The following is a 19,431-nucleotide window of genomic DNA, read 5'->3' as shown; positions in this document are numbered from 1 at the left end:
CGTGGACGACAGCGAACCCGCAGCGACCATCACCCCCTGCCCCGACGGTCCGCTCCTCGTGCGCGGCAGCTTTGAGATCCTCGCCGGGCCCGGTCGCGAGGACACCGTGACCGACCGCGGAGTCGTCGCCCTGTGCCGCTGCGGCAAGAGCGGAATCCCGCCCCTCTGCGATGGCAGCCACCGCCTCGTGGGCTTCCGGGCACCGGCTCCCCCGCCACCCGAGTGACGCAGGGCCGAGGCGGCACCTCTGCCGGGAGGGACCGGGCCAGGAGCTGACGGCGAAGGCGGGACCGCGAACACGCCGCCTCATCGGCGACGGCGCAGTCCCGCCAGCTCACGGGGTCAGCTCACTTCACGTAGGAGGGGAACTCCGCGGGCTCGCCCGGCTGGTTGCCCGAGCTCGTGTCGATGCCGTAGTCACGGGCGAACTTGATCTCCGACCCCGTGTAGACGCCCTCGGCCCCCTCGTCGAGGGTGAACACGCGGGCACCGCGCATCCGGTTCTTCTCCGCCCCGGGCAGACCGTAGGGCTGGAAGCCGGTGCCCGGCGAGTAGCCGAGTTCGATGCCGTAGTAGTTGCCGCTGTAGCTGTTGATGTGATCGTGACCGACGAAGAGCCCGCGGACGTCGCCGCGGCCGAGCATCGCGTTGAACATCCCCGAGTTGAACGGTCCCGGGCATTCGGCCTCGTTGCGCTCCCCGACGATGCTGTGCTTCTTCACGGCGCGCTCGTGGTCGCCGGCGGTGCGCGAGTCGATGCTCGAGAACCACATCGCCCGGTGCTCGTGAAGGGCGATGTGCTGGAACACGAGGCCCGGCACCTTGCGCTTGGCCTTCTTCTCCAGTCCCCGGGAGGTCTCCGCGTACCATTCGACCTGGTCGTAGCGCAGCCAGTCCCAGTCGGGGTAGCCGTCGAAGTTCTGCCCGGCGATCTCCTTGGGCGCGTAGCGACCGGAGTCGAGGAGCCAGATCGCGAACGCGTCGGCGTTGCCGTTCGAGGCCGCGACCGTGACGACCTGGTTCGAGGTGCCGGTGACGTCGGCACCGGTCGTGTTGAGGTTGTACTCGTACTGGTCGATGAAGGCGATCATGTCGGCTTCGTCGAAGCCGGTCTTGCCGGTGCTGTCCTCATCGTGGTTGCCGAAGGTCAGCGCCCACGGGATCTTCCGCTGCTCCATCGGCAGGACGACGTTGTTGATCGCCTGCTTGACCTCCGTCACCGATCCGGGTCCGCCGTTGATGACGTCACCGTTGATGACGACGAAGTTCGGCTTCACATCGTCGAGCACAGCGTTCTGGAGTTCGGTGGTGCGCACGTCGGTCCGGTGCGAGTCCTGCGTGTCGTTGAACTGGACGATCGTGAACGCCCCGGAGGAGGAGAACTTCAGCTCCTTGCGCACGATTCCCTCCTGCGCCGAGTTCCCCGCACCCTTGCCGTTGGACTTGCCGGGCTTCGCGGCCGCGGGCATCGCCCCGAGGCCGGCCAGTCCGGCACCGAGGGCCGTGGCACCGGCGGCCTGGAGCATGCCGCGCCGGTTCCAGCCGCTGCGTCCGCCGTGTCCGGCCGCCTCGGCGCTGTGGGGGTTCTCGTCGTTCATCGTCCACCTCTCTGAGAAGTCTTCGCCTCCGCACGGGTCCGCGGGAGGCCACGGGCAGACACGCTATGGACGGACAATGACCCACGTCTGAACCGCGGGGTAACTCTCGCCGACGAAATCACGACCCCATCTGTTCACTGAGGCGTTCGTCACGTTGGCCGGCCAATGCGACGTTTTATGTCCTGGGGGTCCCCTCGGGAGTCGGACAATTTGACATGCTGAACTGCCCGCCCCTGCCCCACCGTCGCAGGCGGCGGGCCGACGACGAGATCCGGCCACGGCCGGGTCCTGCGCTCATGAGCACTGAGCACCCCCATGAACCATGAAGCACTCCGGACCCCTGCCGCTCCACCGAGCCGGGGAGCCGGAGACGACAACGAGGAGTTGAGCCTGTGATCGAACTGCGCGGCCTGCGGAAGGTGTTCGGAGACACCGTCGCGCTCGAGGAGATCGACCTCAGCGTCCCCGCAGGCGAGATCCACGGCATCGTCGGACGCTCCGGCGCCGGAAAGTCGACCCTCATCCGCTGCCTCACCGGGCTCGACCGCCCCACCTCGGGGACCGTGTCCATCGACGGCACCGACCTGACCCAGCAGACCGGCAGCGGGCTGCGCCGGGCACGGCGGAACATCGGGATGGTCTTCCAGCACGTCAACCTCCTCGACTCGCGCACGGCGCTCGACAACGTCGCCCATCCGCTCCAGATCGCCGGAGTCGGCAAGGCCGATCGTCACGCGAAGGCCCGCGAACTCCTCGAGTTCGTCGGCCTGGGCGACCGTGTCGACAACTATCCCGCGCAGCTCTCCGGCGGACAGCGCCAGCGCGTCGGCATCGCCCGGGCGCTCGCCGCCGAACCCAAGGTCCTCCTCTGCGACGAACCCACCTCGGCCCTCGACGCCTCGACGACCGAGCAGATCCTCGGCCTCATCCGCTCCCTGCGCGACCGGCTGGGCATCACCGTCCTCATCATCACCCACGAGATGTCCGTCGTCCGCGAGATCTGCGACTCCGTGACGCTGCTCGCCGACGGTCGGGTCGCGAAGACCGGGAAGCTCGCCGAGGTGATCTCCGAGCCCGGTTCGACCCTGGCCAAGGATCTCGTCCCCCTGCCCCCGGTCGGACTCGGCGACGGTGACGCCGGCATCGTCGAGGTGGCGCTTGCCGGCACGACCCTGCCGGCCGTGCTCCGCAGTGCGGGCACCGTCGGCCTCGACGCCGAGGCGATCCTCGCCGGTGCCGTCGAGACCGTCGAGAACCGTCAGGTCGGCCGCATCCGCTTCTCCGTGGCGAGCGCCGCGCAGGCCAGGGAGCTCGTCATCGCCTTCGCCTCCGAGGGCATCCACGCCGAGGAGGTGGCAGCCCAGTGAACGATCCGATGTGGTTCGACAATCCCGCGATCACCGACCAGATGTGGCCGGCGACGATCGAGACCCTGCTCATGACCGTGTGGTCGACGGGCCTCGCGGTCCTCTTCGGCCTGCCGCTGGGGATCTGGCTGTTCACGACGTCGAAGGGCGGGCTGAGTCCGCACCCGATCGTCTACCGGGTGCTCTCGCTCATCGTCGACATCACCCGGTCGATCCCGTTCATCATCCTCATGATCGCGCTCATCCCGTTCACGCGGTTCATGGTCGGCACCGCTCTCGGCTGGCAGGCCACGGTCGTGGCGCTCACCGTCGGGGCGATCCCGTTCTACGCCCGCCTCGTCGAGAACGCCCTGCGGGAGGTCTCCGACGGCAAGGTCGAGGCGGCCCTGATGATGGGAGCCTCGAACGGCCAGGTGATCCGGCAGGTCTTCATCCCCGAAGCGCTGCCCGGTCTCATCGGTGCGGCCACGGTCACCTCGGTGACGCTCGTGTCGTACACGGCGATGGCCGGAGCCGTCGGCGGAGGCGGGCTCGGCGCGCTGGCGATCTCCTACGGATACCAGCGCTACCAGTCGGACACGATGATCGCGTGCATCATCGTCCTCGTCGTCATCGTCGCCCTCATCCAGTTCGTCGGGGACCGCATCGCCCGCCTCGTCGACCACCGCTGAGGCACCACCGGCACCACCTCAGCCGGGGCCCGAGCGGTCCCGGCCCCACCGACCTTCACCAGCACACGACACACATCCAGGAGAATCATGAAGACCAAGCTCATCGCCGTCGCCGCATCCGCGTCCCTGCTGCTCTCGGGCTGCGGGCTCATGGGCGGCGGGACCGACACCGTCGGCCAGCAGGACGGGGACGTCACGACGCTCACCGTCGGGGCGACCCCGGTGCCGCAGGGCGACATCCTCCGATTCGTCGACGAGAACCTCGCCGCCGATGCCGGCCTCGACATCGAGGTCAAGGAGTACACCGACTACACGCTGCCGAACAAGGCGCTCGCCGACGGCGACATCGACGCGAACTACTTCCAGCACAAGCCGTACCTCGACTCCGAGATCGCGGGCCAGGGGTATGAGATCACCGGCTTCGAACCGATCAACCTCGAGCCCTTCGCCCTGTTCTCGAACACGGTCGAGGACGTCAACGATCTGCCCGACGGCGCGAAGATCGGCATCAACAACGATCCCGCGAACCAGGGTCGAGCCCTGAAGATGCTCGAAGAGGCCCAGCTCATCACCCTCAACGACGGGGTCGACGCGGTCAGCGCGAAGCTCTCCGATGTGCGCGACAACCCGAAGAACATCGAGTTCGTCGAGGCCGATGCCGCGCAGCTGGCACGGACCCTCCAGGACGTCGACGCCTCGGTCATCAACGGCAACAACGCCCTCGAGGCCGGTCTCAGCCCCGCCGAGGACGGAATCCTCCTCGAATCGGCGGAGAACAACCCCTACGGCAACTTCCTCGCCGCCCGCACGGAGAACAAGGACGACGAGAACATCACCAAGCTCAACGACCTGCTCCACTCCCCCGAGGTCAAGCAGTTCATCGAGGAGAAGTGGGCGGACGGATCGGTCCTCCCGAGCTTCTGATCACCTGCGGTCCGCTGACCCGCACCCGCCGCTGCCGGGCGGGTGCGGGAGCTTGACAGACGGCCCCGCCGGATGACCTACTGGCGGGAGACGACGCGGGCAGCACACGCGCATGAGGGCACCGAGGAGGTCAGTTGTCCGCTTTCGGCATCGAGGAGGAGTACCTCCTCGTCGACCGCGCCACTCTGCTGCCCGCTGCCCCGACGAGCGAGCAGCTGAGGGCATTGACGGCGATCCCGCCGACCGGTGGGCAGATCACCACCGAGTGGCTCGCCTGCCAGGTCGAGTATGCGTCCCCCGTGCTGCGCACCGCCGCGGAGGGGTTCGACGCACTCATCGGCTTCCGCGAGGCGCTCACGGCCGCAGCCGACCGGCTGGGGCTGAGTGCCGCGGCGCTGGGCACCGCGCCTCAGCTCGCGGAGGTGCCTGCGGCGATCAGCGACGGCGAGCGCTATCGGGAGATGACGGCGCTGGCCCCGGCGATCGCCGCGGAACAGCTCATCAACGGCATGCACGTCCATGTCGGTGTCCCCGACCAGGAGACCGGCGTGCGCGCGCTCAATGGGATTCGCCGGTGGCTGCCGGTGCTCACCGCCCTGAGCGCGAACTCTCCGGTGTGGCGAGGCGTCGACAGCGGCTTCGCCAGCTGGCGATCGATCCACTACCGCCGCTGGGTCGTCAACGGCACTCCTCCCCACTTCGCCGACGCCGCCGACTACGACTCCCACATCGCAGCGCTCCGGCGCACCGACGTGATCGGCGAGGAGGCCATGGTGGGCTGGCTGGCGCGCCTGTCACCGCGGCACGGCACCGTGGAGATCAGGACCTGCGATGTGCAGCTGAGCGCCGACGATGCGCTCACCCTCGCGCTCCTCATCCGCTCCCTCGTCGAGGTCGAGATCGAGGACCCGGTGGCCGAAGCGATCCCGACTGCCCTGCTCGACGTCGCCCACTGGCAGGCCGCGCGGTTCGGCACCGCGGGGACCCTCATGGATGCCGACGTGCAGAGGTCAGTGCCCGCGGCCGCCGCGGTGTGGGCCGCGGTCGACCGGGCGCAGCCGACCCTGGCGGCCCACGGCGATGACGAACGCGTGCGCGCCGGCGTCCGCCGCCTGCTGGACGCCGGGACCGGTGCTCACCGGCAGCGGGACGCCTTGGCGCGCGGAGGCGTGTCGGGGCTCCTCGCCTTCGCCGGCGAGCAGATGACGTCGCGCGAGCCTCACTCCTGACCCCGGCGCCTGGTTCCCGCTGACCGGCGGTGAATCGAGGCGGGCTCCTCAGTGCCGGGCGAGCCAGTGGGGACTGTGCATGAGTCCGAGCACGTTGCCGAAGGGGTCGGTCACCGAGGCGGTGACGAACTCCTCACCCCGCGGGGTCACGGGCGCATGGACCGTCGCCCCGCACGCGACGAGGTCAGCGAGCACCGCCGCGACGTCATCGACGAACCAGTACGTCACCGAACTGCTGCCTGTCGGGGTGCCGTCGGGAGCATAGCTTCTGCTCATGATCCCGAGTTCGTCCTCGTCGGGGCCGATGCGGAACTCGATGTAGGCGGGGTCGCCGTCGGGCGGCTGCCGGAAGTACGGCGCGATGCCGAGGACCCCGGAGTACCAGGCGGCGGCCTCCTCGACGTCGTCGGCGGTCAGCACCATGGTCGTCAGTCCTCTGAGAGTGCTCATGTCGGCTCCTTGTGCGGTTCGGCGGCACCCCCGATGGCTGCCGTTGGGAGCAACTCTTCCAGGCAAAGTGCTCACGTTATGATCACTTTTAGGCGCATACTTGTCCTATGCGCGCAGATCGACTTCTCGCCCTGCTTCTCCTCCTCCAGAGACGGGGGAAGGTCACCGCCGCCGAGGTGGCGGCCGAGCTCGAGATCTCCGTGGCCACCGCGCGACGAGACCTCGAGGCACTCTCGGCGGCCGGAGTTCCGGTGAGCGTTCAGCCCGGTCGCGGCGGCGGGTGGCAGCTGCTCGGCGGGGCCCGCACCGACCTCACGGGCCTGCGCTCCCCCGAGGCCCATGCCCTGTTCTGGATGCTCGGCACCGCAGGCCTCGCCTCCCCGCAGACGCGCCTCGCCACCCGCAAGCTCCTCCGCGCCCTCCCGGAGAGCCAGCGGGCAGAGGCCGAGATCCTCGCCACGACCGTCCACTACGACCACTCCCCGTGGGGGCGTGCGAGTAAGGGTGACGATTCCGCGGACATGAGCGGACGCCTCGGCGAGCTCCGCTCTGCGCTGCTGTCGCGCACCCACCTGCGCATGCGCTATCGCTCCAGGGACGGCCGCGGACGCACGGTGACCATCTGTCCCGTCGGCCTCGTCGCCAAGGCCGGATTCTGGTACCTCGTCGCCCACGAGGTCACCACCGAGGCGCCCGCCCACGGACCGGGATGGGAGGCCACGGTGCGCACCTTCGCCGTCGACCGGATCGATGCCGTCACCGACGCTGATGTCACCGTCGGGCCAGAGGCACCGTCACGGTCCGGCCCGGCTGAGGACCTCCACCGACAGATCGATCTCGTCGATTTCTGGACGGCTCACGTCGACGAGGTCGAAGCCCTGCGATCGGCAGTGACGGCGCGGGTGCGATGTCCCCGCTGGGTGCTGCCGATCCTCATGCACCAGTTCGGACGGCAGATCACCGTGATCTCCACCGATGAGGACACGGCCATCGCCGAGGTGGGGGCCAACCTCACGGCGGCACTGGCCGAACAGCTCGCGGGGTGGGGGTCGACGATCGAGGTCGTCGGCCCACCCGCGGTGCGCGCGGAACTCGCCCGCATCGGCACCGAACTCGTCACTCGCTACGGCGACTCCGCCCCGGCGATGACACAATGCAGGAGACGTCACCGCTGACCGGAGGAGGACCAAGCATGGGCACGACGCTCGGCATCATCGGAGTCGGGGAGATCGCCTCGGCGATCGTCGACGGACTCTGCACACAGTCAGCGCAGGCGCGGACAGCACAGGCCCTGACCGCGGACGCACCCGCCATCGTCCTCTCCCCGCGCGGAGCGGAGCGCTCGGCTCGACTCGCCGCGGCCTATCCTCACGTCGAGGTCGCCGCGACCAACCAGGAGGTCATCGACCGCAGCGACCCCGTTCTCCTCGCCGTCCTTCCCCAGCAGGTCGATGAGGTCCTCACCGAGCTCGACGTTCCCGAGGCGACGACCCTCGTCAGTGCCGTCGCCGGAGTCTCGGTCGCCGCCCTCGAGGCTCTGCTCCCCCACCGCCCACGGGTCGTGCGTGTCATCCCGCTGCCGGCGGTCCGCGAACGCCGCGGAATCACAGCCGTCCACCCGGGGCACGCGCCCGTCGAAGCGCTCTTCGATCGCCTCGGCGGCACGGTGGTCGCCGAGACCGAAGCGATGTTCAGCACGCTGTCGGCGACGACGGCGACGATGTCCGCGCACTTCGCCTACCTCGAGACGATCACCGAATGGCTCATCGCCCAGGGCTGGGGCAGGACCGACGCCGAGGCGGTCGTCCGCGGTCAGTTCGTCGGCCTCGGCACGACGCTCGCCGACACCGACACCCCGATCGCCGATCTCGTCGCCGCCCACGAGACGCCCGGCGGACTCAACGCGCAGGTGCGCAGCGAGTGGATGGACGAAGGCAACCGGCAGCGCCTCTCAGCCGCCCTCGACGCTGTGTTCGCCCGGGTGACAGGCGCCCCGCGACCCTGAGCCGGACTGTGTCAGGGCACACGCACCCCGCACGGCCGGGGCCGCCTCGGTGATCCCTATAATCGCAATCATGCCTCAGCCGTCTGCCATCACCGTCGCGATCACCCGCACCGTCCAGCCCGCACACCACCGCCGTTTCAACGCATGGGTGCAGGCCGGACAGGAGCTCGCCCGCGAACGTCCCGGCTACCTCGGATCCGGGTGGGTGCGGACCGCACCGGACTCGAACGAATGGCACGTCCTCTACCGGTTCGCCGATGCGAAGTCGCTGCGCGCCTGGGACGAGTCCGATGACCGCAAGTGGTGGATCGACAGCGGCGCCGAACTCATCGAGGACACGAAGGTCGAACACCGCACGGGCATCGAAGGCTGGTTCGAACCGCAGGGCGAGACGGCGCTGACCATTCCCGAAACGGTCGTCCCACCGCGGTGGAAGCAGGCGGTGAGCATCTTCCTGCCGTTCTTCCCGCTCAGCCTGCTCTCGACCTACCTGCTGCTGCCCCACCTGTCGGCGTGGCCGCCGGTGCTCGCCGTGCTGCTCAACATCTGCCTGCTCACCCCGCTGATGACGTACATCTTCCTGCCGGTGAGCACGCGTCTGCTGCGCCCGTGGCTCCAGAAGCCGCGCAGGCCCAAGCGCCAGCGGTAGTCCGCGCACCCCCGAGTCGATGCGCACCGATCCGACGGCGGATGTGAGCCGCATTCATGGCGGAATCGGCTGAGAATCCACCCTGGACGTGGCGCAGAATCCAGGCACCGCGCCTCAGAACAGACCGGTGATGTTCCCGTCCTCGGTGACGTCGATCTTCAGCGCGGACGGTTCCTTCGGCAGTCCGGGCATCGTCATGATGTCGCCGGCGATGACGACGACGAACCCGGCCCCGGCGGACAGGCGCACGTCCCGGACCTCGATGATGTGGCCCTCCGGGGCGCCGCGCAGGCTCGGGTCCGTGCTCAGCGAGTACTGGGTCTTCGCCACGCAGATCGGCGCATCGCCGTAGCCTTCGTCGGTGAACTGCTTCAGCTTCCGCTTGACCTTCGCGGGGATCTCGACGTCGGCGGCGCCGTAGATGCGCTGGGCGATCGTGCGGATCTTGTCCTCAAGCGGCTGGTCGAGGTCGTAGCTGTACTGCGCGCGGGCCGCCGCGTCCCCGTCCCCGGCGTTCTCGACGGCGGCGACGACCGCTTCGGCCAGCGGCACGGCACCCTTGCCGCCGTCGGCCCAGTGCGTCGATTCCACCGCCGCGATGCCGAGCGAGTCGAGGTGGTCGATCGCGGCGGCCATCTCCTCGTCGGTGTCCGAGGGGAACCGGTTGAAGCACACGACCGGGGTGAGACCGAAGATGTCGCGGAGGTTCGAGCAGTGGAGTTCGAGGTTGCTCATCCCCGCCAGCACCGCCTCGGTGTTCGGGGTCTCGACGTCGCCCACGTCGATGCCGCCGTGGTACTTGAGCGCCCGGAGGGTGGCGACGACGACGACTGCGGAGGGCCAGATGCCGGCGGCCCGGCATTTGATGTCGAGGAACTTCTCGGCGCCGAGGTCGGCGCCGAATCCGGCCTCGGTGACGACCCAGTCGCCGAGCGTCATCGCCGCCTTGGTCGCGAGCAGGCTGTTGCAGCCGTGGGCGATGTTGGCGAACGGTCCGCCGTGGATGAACGCGGGCGAGTGCTCGAGGCTCTGGACGAGGTTCGGGGAGAGCGCATTGCGCAGCAGCGCGGTCATCGCCCCGGCGGCACCGAGGTCGGCGACGGTGACGGGCTGACGGTCGCGGGTGTGGGCGACGACGATGCGCCCCAGCCGTTCCTTGAGGTCGGCCACCGAGGTGGCCAGGCAGAACACCGCCATGACCTCCGAGGCGACGACGATGTCGAAGTGGTCCTCCCGCGGCACTCCTCCATTGAGGCCGCCGAGGCCGATCGTGACGTTGCGCAGAGCCCGGTCGTTGAGGTCGACGACCCGGCGGATGTGGATGCGGCGCGGATCGATGTCGAGGTCGTTGCCGTGGTGGATGTGGTTGTCGAGCATCGTCGCGGCGAGGTTGTTCGCCGCCGCGATCGCCGCGAAGTCACCGGTGAAGTGGAGGTTGATGTCCTCCATCGGCACGACCTGCGCGTACCCGCCGCCGGCGGCCCCGCCCTTCATGCCGAAGACCGGGCCCATGCTCGGCTCCCGCAGCGCCAGCACGGCCTTCCCGATCTCCGGATTCGTCTTCGCGAGCTCGTTGAGCCCGTCGGTGAGGCCGATGCTCGTCGTCGTCTTGCCCTCCCCGGCCGGGGTCGGGCTCATCGCGGTGACGAGGATGAGCGCGCCGTCGGTCGCCGACTCGGCGGCCGCGTCGAGGACGTCGATGGGCACCTTCGCCTTCGTCCATCCGAACGGAATGATGTCCTTGGGGTCGAGCCCGAGGTCAGCGGCGACATCGACGATGGGATCGAGCTCGGCGGCGAGTGCAATGTCAAGATCAATGCTCATAGGGCCATCTTGCCTGCCATGGCGCGTTTTGTGACCACTGACACCCGATGAATTTCGTCCGAGCGCTCACCGCGCCGAGGCGGTGCCCCGGTGCGTCGGTGTCGCCGCGTACTCGGCGCAGTCGGGACACCGGGTCATGAGGTCGTGACGACAGTCGGCGACGTGGACGAGGAAGCGCTCGGCCGCCTCGAGGGCGACCGTCTGGCGACGGATCGCCGCGATCCGCTCAGCGATCACCGCCGCCCTCCCCGCCGCGCTCCGGTGGAGGACCTGACGGATCTCCGCGAGGCTCATCCCCACCCCTTGGCAGGCGATGACGATCCGACACCGGCTGAGGTGCTCGTCGTCGTAGCTGCGATGTCCGGTGGGAGTGCGGTCGGGCACGACGACACCGCACTCCTCCCAATGCCGCAGCACATGCGCGGCGACGCCGAGATCCGCGGCGGCCTCTCCGATCCTCATCTCCCCATCATCGCACCTTGACTTCAGGTCGACCTGAAGTTCTACCGTCGACGCATGAGCACCCCACCAACGGAGTTCCCGGCACCCGAATGCGTCGCCGTCCCGATTCCCTGCGGTCCCGACGCCTCGTCGACGGCGCGGATCGGGACGTACGTTCTCGATGCGACCGGCGGCGACAGCCTCGGCGATGTCGTCATCTGCCACGGCACGCCCTGGTCGTCGAGGATGTGGCTGCCGCTGGCCCGCCGGCTGAGCAGCCGGTGGCGCGTGCACCTGTGGGACATGCCCGGGTACGGCACTTCGCTCGAGGCGAATGCCGCCTCCCCGGTCGATCTCGTCGCTCAGCGCACACGGTTCGCCCGCCTCCTGCGCCACTGGGACCTCGCCGCGCCCCATGTCATCGCCCATGACATCGGCGGCGCCGCAGCCCTCGGCGCACACCTGTTCGAGGGCAGCCGCTTCGGCTCGCTCCATCTCAGCGACATCGTCACCCTGTCGCCGTGGGGGTCGCCGTTCTTCCGTCTCGTCGCGGAGAGTCAAGGGGTCTTCGCGGCACTCCCGCCGGCGCTGCATCGGGCCCTGGTCACCGAGTACATCGCCGGGGCGGGCGGCCCCGGGCTGTCACGGGAGTGGATCACCGAGCTTGCGCGCCCGTGGACGACCCCGGCCGGTCAGACGGCGTTCTACCGGCAGATCGCGACGCTGCGACCGGAGCACACAGCCCCGATCGCCGCTCGTCTCGCGAAGGTGCGGTGCCCCGTGCGGATCGCGTGGGGTGAGTCCGATCCGTGGATCCCCGTCGCCCACGCCGACGCACTCGCCGCGGCGCTGCCCGGACGTCCCGAAGTCACACGGTTCCCGACCGTCGGGCATCTCGCTGTCCTCGAGGCGCCGGAGGACTTCGCCGCCGAGGTGGTCACGTGGCTCTCGACCCAGGCGTGATCACCGCCGGGACAGGTGCGCGTGGTGGGCGGCGCGGAACTCCTCGGGCACGCCCCCGCCGAGCCGGTCGCGGACCCCGCCGCCGGTCGCCAGTGCTGCGGCGAACTCGCCGAGCAGCGGAGCGAACTTCGCCCCGTGCCCCGAGCACGCGGAGACGATTGTGACCCCGCCGACGGAATCGATGAGGAAGTCCTCGCTCGGGGTATTCGTGAACAGACAGGTCGTCTCGGCAAAGGGCTCCGGCACGAGTCCCGGAAGATGCGCCCGTGCGTAGGCGATCATCCGCTGCCGCATCGCCTCGGTGATCTGCCCGTCCTGGTCGAGGGCGGAGCCGATGACGCGTCCGCCGTTGAACTGTGCGAGCTTCTGCCCGGCGAATCCGGCGTCGCGTCCGCCGGGCAGCCCGTAGGTGAAGATCTCCGCACTCTTGTGGATGAACGTCGGCCACGCCTGTGCCGGGCGGTCGTCGGCGGTGGTGTCGCGGTAGGGCAGGTGGAACGCCTGTTCCTCGCGCACCTCGAACGTCGGCAGAGAGGAGAGGAATCCGGCCGGCAGGTCGAGGTTCCCCAGCAGCGCCGGGAGCCACCCGCCCGCCGCGACGATGACGGAGTCCGCGGCGATGGTCTCCCCTTTCGCCGAGGTGACCCGCAGGCTCCCCGTCGACCGCCGGTCCACTGCGGCCGCGGTCCAGCCCTCGAGGATCCGGGCACGGCCGGTGGCGACGGCGAGGTCGAGCAATGTCCGCACCGACCGCTCGGCGTCGATGACCCCGGCGTCGGGATGCCAGAGCACCTCGGTCTCGAAGGCGAACTGCGGCCACCGGGCCCGGGCGGCCTCGGCGTCGAGGACCTCGTGGTCGATCCCGAGCTCCTCGAAGAAAGCGGTCAGCTGGGCGGTGTGCCTGGCCTCGCCGTGGTCGAGGGCCCCGGTGGGCGTGATGAGCTCGGTGCCCGCGGACTCCTCGACGACCGTCCACAGGTCACGGGCGCGGACGACGAGCTCGGCGTAGAGGCGCTCGGGGTAGGCATAGCGGAAGATCCGCGCGGACCCGTGCGAGCTGCCGCGCGCATTCGCCGGCGTGAGCCGGTCGACGACGGTGACGTGCTCTCCGCGGGCAGTCAGCGCCCACGCCGCGGCGGCACCGGCGAGCCCGGCGCCGATGACGATGTGCTCACTCACTGGTGCTCCTCCCCTTGGGACTTCCTCGTCCCGTGTCCGAGCCTATGCCGTCGCAGCCAGATGCCGCGAGGCACTGCCGGGATGGGTTCATCCGGCAGTGCCTCGCAGCGGTGAACGCGGGTGCGGTCAGCCGACGGGCACGAGCTCGCGGCGGTTGGCGGCCATGATGTAGAGCGCCACCGCGAGCGCGCCGACGGCGATCGCACCCCAGATCCCGACGACCGCCCACGCGGCCCCGCCGAGGACGAGCAGCGGCGCGAAGGTCACGGCGGCGACCTCGACGGGGATGACCGGGAGGTACGCGAGCGAGAAGTCCTCGAGCGTGCGCGAGTTGAGCTTCGGATCGACGATGCGCAGCAGGGCGATGCCCGTGGCCACGGCGCCGGTCGCCCAGCCCCACGTGAAGAGCTGGCGTTCGAACCAGCCGTCGCTCATCACCCGCGGGGCGACCCAGAGGCCGAGGAAGAGGCAGAGGGCGAGTCCGACGATGAAGAGGATGAGCAGCGACAGCCACTGGTCGGCGACGAAGGACGGGACGACCGAGGCGATGCCGCAGACGATGAGGACGTCGGTGGCAAGCCCGGAGATCGAGTTCTGCGTCTCCTTGTCGATGAACTTCGTCGTCTTCGTGCCCGCGAGGATGCTGCGGAGGATGAGGCCGACGATGAACGCGATCGAGAAGAGCGGGAACGTCACCGACGGCATGAGCTCGCCGAGGATGAGGTTGACTCCGTACGCGGCCGCGGAGACGGTGGCGACGATTCCGGCCTGGAAGGTCAGGGATTCGATCGCGCTGCCGGAGAACATGTGCGTGCCGATGGGCGGCTTCTCCTGCTCGTGGTCGAGCACCCCGGTGCGCAGTTCGGCGGGGACCTCGCTCAGTCCCACGAACTCCTTGGCATGGCCCTTCGCCGCACCGATCTTCGCCTGGATGATGCCGCCGATGATGCCGGTGAGCATGCCGACGGTCGCGGCGGTGAAGGCCAGCGACTGCACCGCCGGGTCACCCGCCTCGGTGAAGACCGTGCCGATCGCGGCGGCCGAGCCGAACCCGCCGGCCCACCCGGCGAAGAGGAGGAGTCCGACGGAGTCGGGAGCGCCGAGGAGAGGTCCGAGGAGGACGAGGACGAGCCCCATGCCGAGCGCCGTCTGGGTCGCATAGATGAGGACGCCGTAGCTGGCGAATCCGGCGACGGACCGGCCGATCTTGAAGATGTTGAAGTCGCTCGTCAGCGACAGGCACGCGAAGACGACGACGATGAGCAGCGAGGAGTACGTGCCCAGCTGGTCGGAGAACGGCAGCCAGCCCAGGCCGTTGGGGCCCATGAGCAGTCCGAGGAATCCGGCGATCACTCCGGCCGGGACCATCATCGTCTGCAGGACGCGGATCCGGGCGCGCAGGATGGTGCCGACGACGAGCAGCGCGCCGATGAGGCCCGAGTCGATGAGCAGGGCGTACGGGCTGAAGGGTGTGGGATCCACGTCAGGGGTCTCCTTGATCAGGTCAGGACGGCACCGAGAACCGGCGCCGGGGACCCGGCGCCGGGAGCACGGTGCGGATTACTTGGCCGCGGGCAGCATCCCTGCGGCGGCGACGGCGCTGCGGACGATCTCGTCGAGTCCGTACTCGGCCTTCCAGCTCAGCTGGGCCGAGATCCGGGAGACGTCGGCGACGAGGGCGGGAGGATCCCCTGCCCGCCGCTCGCCCATCTCCGGGACGATGTCACGGCCGGTCACCTCGGCGATGGTGTCGATGACCTCCTTGACCGAGGCTCCGGTGCCGGTGCCGACGTTGAACACGGTCTCCGAGGTGTCCCCGGACTTCATGTAGTCGAGCGCGGCGATGTGGGCCTCGGCGAGGTCCTTGACGTGGACGTAGTCGCGGATGCACGTGCCGTCGGGGGTGTCATAGTCGTCGCCGAAGACGATCGGGGCCTTGCCGGCGGCGACCCGGCCGAGGACGATCGGGATGAGGTTCATCACCGCGGTGTCGGCGAGTTCGGGCCAGCCGGCGCCGGCGACGTTGAAGTAGCGCAGCTTGACGGCGTTGAACGGGACTCCGCGCATCCGCGCCGCGGTGATGGCGTTGTCGATCATCCATTCGCCGATGAGCTTCGTCTCCCCGTAGGGGTTGATCGGCCGGCACTCGAGGTCCTCAGCGACGAGGTCGACGTCGGGCATGCCGTAGGTGGCAGCGGAGGAGGAGAAGACGAGGGAGGCGATGCCGGTGCGCTCGACGGCGGCGAGGATGTTCGTCAGGCCGCCGATGTTCTGGCGGTAGTAGTGGACCGGCTGCTCGACGGATTCGCCGACCTGCTTCTTCGCCGCGAAGTGGATGATCGAGTCGATCCCGTGCTCCTCGATGGCGGCGACGAGACGGTCCTCGGCGTCGGGGGCGGCGAGGTCGAGGTCGAGGACGGGCAGTCCGGTGACGCGATCGGCGATTCCCGTCGAGAAGTCATCGACGACGAGGACGTCGTCACCGCGTTCGGTGAGCAGGCGCACCACGTGCGAACCGATGTAACCTGCTCCTCCGGTGACCAGTACAGCCATGAAACTCCCTCATTCGTCCCTCACCGCGGTCTCGATCTCGCGGCGATGCCGGATCAAGCTTAGTCGAGGGCACCGCCGGGACACGAAGTGCGCCTCTGACCAGGAAGGATACGCGTTACTCAGGAGTCGACAACGGCTCGGTCGACGAGGTGCTCGGCGATGGCCAGCGCCGAGGTGGCACCGGGCGAGGGAGCATTGCGGACGAACATCGCCGGTCCGGCGCGATCGATGACGAAGTCGTCGACGAGCGAGCCGTCCCGGTTCATCGCCTGGGCGCGGATGCCGCGAGTGGCGCGGCGCCCGGTCGCCCCGGCCAGCTGCGGCACGTAGCGGGCCGCCTCGGCGACGAAGCGCTCGGTCGAGAGCACCCCGCCGATCTCCCGGACCGCGGTGGGCAGATTGCCCGCGGCGAATCTCCAGAATCCGGCATCGGCGGCGATCGACAGCGCATCGCGCACGTTGAGGCCGAGCCCTGAGTATCCCTCCCGGGAGAAGGAGAGGAACGCGTTGGGCCCGATCATCACCCCGCCGTCGATGCGGCGCGTGACGTGAACGCCGAGGAAGGGGTACTTCGGATCGGGCACGGGGTAGATGAGCCCGTTGACGACCGCGTCGAACGCGGGATCGAGGATGAAATACTGCCCGAAGAACGGCACCACTGACGGCTGTGCGCTCTCCCCCGAGCGGGCGGCGAGGCGATCGGACTGGAGCCCGGCACACGCGATGACGGTGTCGAATTCGAGCGCATCCTTGTCCGAGCGGACGATCGCGCGCTCTCCGGCCGGTCCGCCTCGGCGTTCGACGCGGGACACCGGGGTCGAGAACCGCACGCGACCGCCGCGACGACGGAAGTCGACGACGAGCGCGTCGGTGAGGCCCGGATAGTCGATGATCGCCGTGTGCGGGGAATGGAGCGCGGCCACACCGACGGCCTGCGGTTCGACCTCGGCCAGACCATCGCGATCGAGCATCGCGACGTCGGGGACCCCGTTGGCGATGGCCCGTTCGTGGATGGCGCGCAACCGACCGACCTCGACGTCGTCGGTGGCGACGACAACCTTTCCGCACTCGTCGACGGCGACCCCGTGCGCGGCGGCGAACTCGCGGATGAGCTCGACGCCACGGCGGCACAGACGCGCTTTGAGGCTTCCCGGCTCGTAGTAGAGACCGGCATGGACGACACCGGAGTTGTGCCCGGTCTGGTGCGCTGCGGGCCCGTCCTCCTTCTCATAGAGGGTGACGTCGGCGGACTCATCTCGCAGGAGGAGCTCGCGGGCGACCGCCGCTCCGATGATGCCGGCCCCGATGACGGCGACGCGCCTGACCTCGCTCATCTTTCGCTCCTTCGCCGTGGGGACCGGCTGTCGGTGGTCCCGTCGTGTGAGAGGCCGTCTCGTCCAATGGCCTGTTGCGGACTCTAGTTGACCGTTTCCGGTAACGCGAAGCCTCCGTGACTGTCATATTCCCGCAGTCTCATTGAATAACACCTGAAGTTCGCTGTGAGTGCGATGCCATCGGGTCATTCACGAGAGTATGTGAAATCGACGATTCGTATACCTCCGCTGCGCGGCCGGCATCCACCCCTGCGCTCATATGACCATCTGACCAGGGGAAACGATGGGCTGATCGGGCTCCCCTCCGGTGCAAGGCGACTTCTTTACGGAGTAAACCATTCTGCAATGAGCGCTCGATCAATCATCGGATCACAGCCGTAGAGCGCCTGCAATATCTACCGACAAGTATTTATAACGGAGTCATAACGTTATTTATGACGTGATGATGACGCTTTAGTGTTTCCGTAATCTCGGTGATGAACTGCCAGCCGATTGCCTTCGAGCACTCAGGGTCTGTTCAGCATCAGCATCAGAGATGATCACTGCCGAAGTGGGGGCTATGAAGACATTCCGCAACCGGGTGCGTTCCCGATACCGTGCCGCGATCGGCGTCGTCGCCGCGGCGACAGCCGTCGGGCTGACCGTTCTCGTCACGTCCCCGGGCACGGCGGTGCCGATCGATCCCGATGAACTCGCCGAGGCACACGGGCAGGTCATCGACACGGACCTCATCACTGCGGATCTCCTCGACGTCTCCTCGGCGCGCAGCACCTATCCGTCGAGCCCTGAGGCCGACCACACTCCCCTCGACGTGGCGGCCCTCCAGGCCCTGAGCATTCAGCTGCCCAACGTCTCCCTCCCGCTCATCAGCGGCGAGGACGGAAACGGCCTCCTCCACCTCGGCGAGGTCGGGGCGCTCAACGCCTTCGGTCACGCACCGTCCTTCGACAGCGCCGTCGCGAGTGCCGGCGCTGTGGGACAGGACGGAGCGATCAACGTCGATCCCGACAATCCCGGCGCCTACGGCAACGCCACGGTCAGCCTCACACCGCTGCTCGAACAGCTCGGCCTCAGCGACGTCACCGACGAGGTCGTCGACGAACTCAGTCTCGAGCTCGGGGCGCTGGCCTCGCGGGCCGAGGCGGATGCGGATTCGGTGACCTCCGATTACGTCGTCGCCGACGGGAAGCTCACGATCTCGAGTCCTGCGGTCAGCCGGCTCTCCGACTCCCTCCAGGTCGCGGTCGACAAGACAGGGCAGGTGCTCGATGACGCCATCGGCGACGAAGGACTCGTGTCCGAACTCGCGACGATCGGCATCGATGCGAATGTGCTGCTCGGCCGGGTCAGTGTCGGCGGAGCGGGTGCGGAGGTCAGCGTCGAGACCCGCGACGCCCTCAACAGCGTCGTCGAGAACGTCATCCGGGAGAAGCTCGAGGACAGGTCGGGCATCGTCTCGATCGACATCGGCGGCGGAGACATCGTGGTCGATCTCGCGAAGATCGTCGAAGGCGGCAACGGCGAGGATCTCAATGGTCTGGCACCGAACACCGAGGTGCTCACCTCGGCGACGATCACGACGATCACCGATGCCGTGGCCGATGCGCTCGGCGCACTCACCGGACGCGTCAACGACACCCTCACCGAGGCTCTCGACAACGTCCATCTCATCATCGAGCTGCCGGCCACCATCTCGCTGCTCGGGCAGACGATCACCGGTGGGGTGACCGTCGATGCGACGCTCGGCCAGTTGGCGGGCACGGATACCACGCGTCCGACTGTCACCACCGATCTGCGGATCTCCGTGCTCGGCACGACGATCGACGCCGGAGCGATCCTCAACGTCATCACGACGCCGGTCATCGACGCCGTCCTCGGGATCACCGAGCCGATCATCGGGAACATCATCACCGCGACCGCCGACGAGGTGTCGAACTCGGTGCAGGGGATCGTCGATCCGCTGCTCACGACCCTCGATCCCGTCTTCGAGGCGCTCAACCAGGTCATCGGCGTCACGATCAACGAGCAGGTCGAGACTCCCGTGCCGCAGCGGCAGGACGCGACTCGGGCGTTCGCTGCGGCGGCCGCGCCGACGGACCTGTTCACCGTCAGCGCCGTGAGCCTCGAGGTTCTGCCCGGCGTCGATGCCGTCGACGTCAATCTCGCCTCGTCCTCGGTGAGGACGAGTGCGCAGGATGAGGCCGACCCCGACGCGAACACGAATGCCGCCGCCTCGGCGTCGGC

18 protein-coding genes are annotated in these 19,431 nt (G+C 68.8%); 10 read left to right on the top strand and 8 right to left on the bottom strand.

The window, feature by feature from the left end:
* Position 1: 1 nt before the first annotated feature.
* Positions 2-226 carry a CDGSH iron-sulfur domain-containing protein gene (locus ABD154_RS09175; protein WP_198499465.1) on the top strand — a complete coding sequence of 75 codons (225 nt, stop codon included), beginning with the start codon at positions 2-4 and terminating at the stop codon, positions 224-226.
* Between the two features lie 121 nt (positions 227-347).
* Here ABD154_RS09175 and ABD154_RS09170 read toward each other — a convergent pair whose 3' ends face one another.
* Positions 348-1,598 carry a metallophosphoesterase family protein gene (locus tag ABD154_RS09170; protein WP_344251158.1) on the bottom strand — a complete coding sequence of 417 codons (1,251 nt, stop codon included), beginning with the start codon at positions 1,596-1,598 and terminating at the stop codon, positions 348-350.
* A gap of 392 nt (positions 1,599-1,990) precedes the next feature.
* On the opposite strand from ABD154_RS09170, the gene ABD154_RS09165 reads away from it, so the two are divergent.
* The 4 genes from ABD154_RS09165 (at position 1,991) to ABD154_RS09150 (ending at position 5,789) form a co-directional block, all read left to right on the top strand.
* Positions 1,991-2,965 (top strand): methionine ABC transporter ATP-binding protein, encoded by a 975-nt coding sequence (locus tag ABD154_RS09165; protein WP_211978848.1) that lies wholly within the window; start codon positions 1,991-1,993, stop codon positions 2,963-2,965.
* Positions 2,962-3,636, top strand: coding sequence for a methionine ABC transporter permease (locus ABD154_RS09160; RefSeq protein ID WP_249121018.1), 675 nt, complete (start codon positions 2,962-2,964; stop codon positions 3,634-3,636). The genes ABD154_RS09165 and ABD154_RS09160 overlap by 4 nt, the downstream gene beginning before the upstream one ends.
* An 87-nt stretch (positions 3,637-3,723) precedes the next feature.
* Positions 3,724-4,560: a MetQ/NlpA family ABC transporter substrate-binding protein gene (locus ABD154_RS09155; RefSeq protein ID WP_211978847.1), complete on the top strand. Its 837-nt coding sequence runs from the start codon at positions 3,724-3,726 to the stop codon at positions 4,558-4,560.
* Between the two features lie 134 nt (positions 4,561-4,694).
* Entirely contained in the window at positions 4,695-5,789 is a 1,095-nt protein-coding gene (locus ABD154_RS09150; protein WP_211978846.1) for a carboxylate-amine ligase, read from the top strand.
* Between the two features lie 48 nt (positions 5,790-5,837).
* Here the strand turns inward: ABD154_RS09150 and ABD154_RS09145 are convergent, their stop codons facing one another.
* Positions 5,838-6,239 (bottom strand): VOC family protein, encoded by a 402-nt coding sequence (locus ABD154_RS09145; protein WP_211978845.1) that lies wholly within the window; start codon positions 6,237-6,239, stop codon positions 5,838-5,840.
* Between the two features lie 107 nt (positions 6,240-6,346).
* On the opposite strand from ABD154_RS09145, the gene ABD154_RS09140 reads away from it, so the two are divergent.
* The 3 genes from ABD154_RS09140 to ABD154_RS09130 all read left to right on the top strand — a co-directional run bounded on the left by ABD154_RS09140 (position 6,347) and on the right by ABD154_RS09130 (position 8,893).
* The gene (locus tag ABD154_RS09140; protein ID WP_344251157.1) at positions 6,347-7,414 is read left to right on the top strand and encodes a helix-turn-helix transcriptional regulator; all 1,068 of its coding nucleotides are present in this window, start codon (positions 6,347-6,349) and stop codon (positions 7,412-7,414) included.
* Positions 7,415-7,431: 17 nt separating this feature from the next.
* Positions 7,432-8,244 carry an NAD(P)-binding domain-containing protein gene (locus ABD154_RS09135; RefSeq protein WP_211978843.1) on the top strand — a complete coding sequence of 271 codons (813 nt, stop codon included), beginning with the start codon at positions 7,432-7,434 and terminating at the stop codon, positions 8,242-8,244.
* A gap of 70 nt (positions 8,245-8,314) precedes the next feature.
* Positions 8,315-8,893, top strand: a complete 579-nt coding sequence (locus ABD154_RS09130) for an antibiotic biosynthesis monooxygenase (protein ID WP_198499476.1) — start codon at positions 8,315-8,317, stop codon at positions 8,891-8,893.
* A 114-nt stretch (positions 8,894-9,007) separates the two neighbouring features.
* On the opposite strand, the gene ABD154_RS09125 is transcribed toward ABD154_RS09130, so the two are convergent.
* Both ABD154_RS09125 and ABD154_RS09120 read right to left on the bottom strand, forming a co-directional pair.
* Positions 9,008-10,717, bottom strand: coding sequence for a formate--tetrahydrofolate ligase (locus ABD154_RS09125; RefSeq protein ID WP_344251156.1), 1,710 nt, complete (start codon positions 10,715-10,717; stop codon positions 9,008-9,010).
* A 66-nt stretch (positions 10,718-10,783) separates the two neighbouring features.
* The gene (locus ABD154_RS09120; protein ID WP_344251155.1) at positions 10,784-11,179 is read right to left on the bottom strand and encodes a MerR family transcriptional regulator; all 396 of its coding nucleotides are present in this window, start codon (positions 11,177-11,179) and stop codon (positions 10,784-10,786) included.
* 54 nt (positions 11,180-11,233) lie between these two features.
* Between ABD154_RS09120 and ABD154_RS09115 the strand changes: the two genes are divergently transcribed.
* Positions 11,234-12,121, top strand: coding sequence for an alpha/beta fold hydrolase (locus tag ABD154_RS09115; protein WP_344251154.1), 888 nt, complete (start codon positions 11,234-11,236; stop codon positions 12,119-12,121).
* Here the strand turns inward: ABD154_RS09115 and ABD154_RS09110 are convergent, their stop codons facing one another.
* The 4 genes from ABD154_RS09110 to lhgO form a co-directional block, all read right to left on the bottom strand.
* Positions 12,122-13,300 (bottom strand): FAD-dependent oxidoreductase, encoded by a 1,179-nt coding sequence (locus tag ABD154_RS09110; protein ID WP_344251153.1) that lies wholly within the window; start codon positions 13,298-13,300, stop codon positions 12,122-12,124. It lies immediately after the preceding gene.
* Positions 13,301-13,426: 126 nt separating this feature from the next.
* Positions 13,427-14,782, bottom strand: coding sequence for a sodium/glutamate symporter (locus tag ABD154_RS09105; RefSeq protein WP_344251152.1), 1,356 nt, complete (start codon positions 14,780-14,782; stop codon positions 13,427-13,429).
* A gap of 78 nt (positions 14,783-14,860) precedes the next feature.
* Positions 14,861-15,853, bottom strand: a complete 993-nt coding sequence (gene galE / locus ABD154_RS09100) for a UDP-glucose 4-epimerase GalE (protein WP_344251151.1) — start codon at positions 15,851-15,853, stop codon at positions 14,861-14,863.
* A 119-nt stretch (positions 15,854-15,972) separates the two neighbouring features.
* Entirely contained in the window at positions 15,973-17,187 is a 1,215-nt protein-coding gene (gene lhgO, locus ABD154_RS09095; RefSeq protein ID WP_344251150.1) for an L-2-hydroxyglutarate oxidase, read from the bottom strand.
* Positions 17,188-17,746: 559 nt separating this feature from the next.
* On the opposite strand from lhgO, the gene ABD154_RS09090 reads away from it, so the two are divergent.
* On the top strand, positions 17,747-19,431 hold a 1,685-nt coding region (locus ABD154_RS09090; protein ID WP_344251149.1), incomplete at its 3' end, for a choice-of-anchor G family protein.

This window comes from Brevibacterium sanguinis, from assembly GCF_039528855.1.
In the GTDB taxonomy this organism is placed as follows: domain Bacteria; phylum Actinomycetota; class Actinomycetes; order Actinomycetales; family Brevibacteriaceae; genus Brevibacterium; species Brevibacterium sanguinis.
This window is presented reverse-complemented; position numbering and strand designations above follow the sequence as displayed.

Bases quoted from the DNA above. Each gene is read 5' to 3' on its own strand.
- ABD154_RS09140 (WP_344251157.1), top strand. From the start codon at position 6,347: ATGCGCGCAGATCGACTTCTCGCCCTGCTTCTCCTCCTCCAGAGACGG.
- ABD154_RS09170 (WP_344251158.1), bottom strand. From the start codon at position 1,598: ATGAACGACGAGAACCCCCACAGCGCCGAGGCGGCCGGACACGGCGGA.
- ABD154_RS09130 (WP_198499476.1), top strand. From the start codon at position 8,315: ATGCCTCAGCCGTCTGCCATCACCGTCGCGATCACCCGCACCGTCCAG.
- ABD154_RS09145 (WP_211978845.1), bottom strand. From the start codon at position 6,239: ATGAGCACTCTCAGAGGACTGACGACCATGGTGCTGACCGCCGACGAC.
- lhgO (WP_344251150.1), bottom strand. From the start codon at position 17,187: ATGAGCGAGGTCAGGCGCGTCGCCGTCATCGGGGCCGGCATCATCGGA.
- ABD154_RS09120 (WP_344251155.1), bottom strand. From the start codon at position 11,179: ATGAGGATCGGAGAGGCCGCCGCGGATCTCGGCGTCGCCGCGCATGTG.
- ABD154_RS09155 (WP_211978847.1), top strand. From the start codon at position 3,724: ATGAAGACCAAGCTCATCGCCGTCGCCGCATCCGCGTCCCTGCTGCTC.
- ABD154_RS09135 (WP_211978843.1), top strand. From the start codon at position 7,432: ATGGGCACGACGCTCGGCATCATCGGAGTCGGGGAGATCGCCTCGGCG.
- ABD154_RS09125 (WP_344251156.1), bottom strand. From the start codon at position 10,717: ATGAGCATTGATCTTGACATTGCACTCGCCGCCGAGCTCGATCCCATC.
- ABD154_RS09115 (WP_344251154.1), top strand. From the start codon at position 11,234: ATGAGCACCCCACCAACGGAGTTCCCGGCACCCGAATGCGTCGCCGTC.
- galE (WP_344251151.1), bottom strand. From the start codon at position 15,853: ATGGCTGTACTGGTCACCGGAGGAGCAGGTTACATCGGTTCGCACGTG.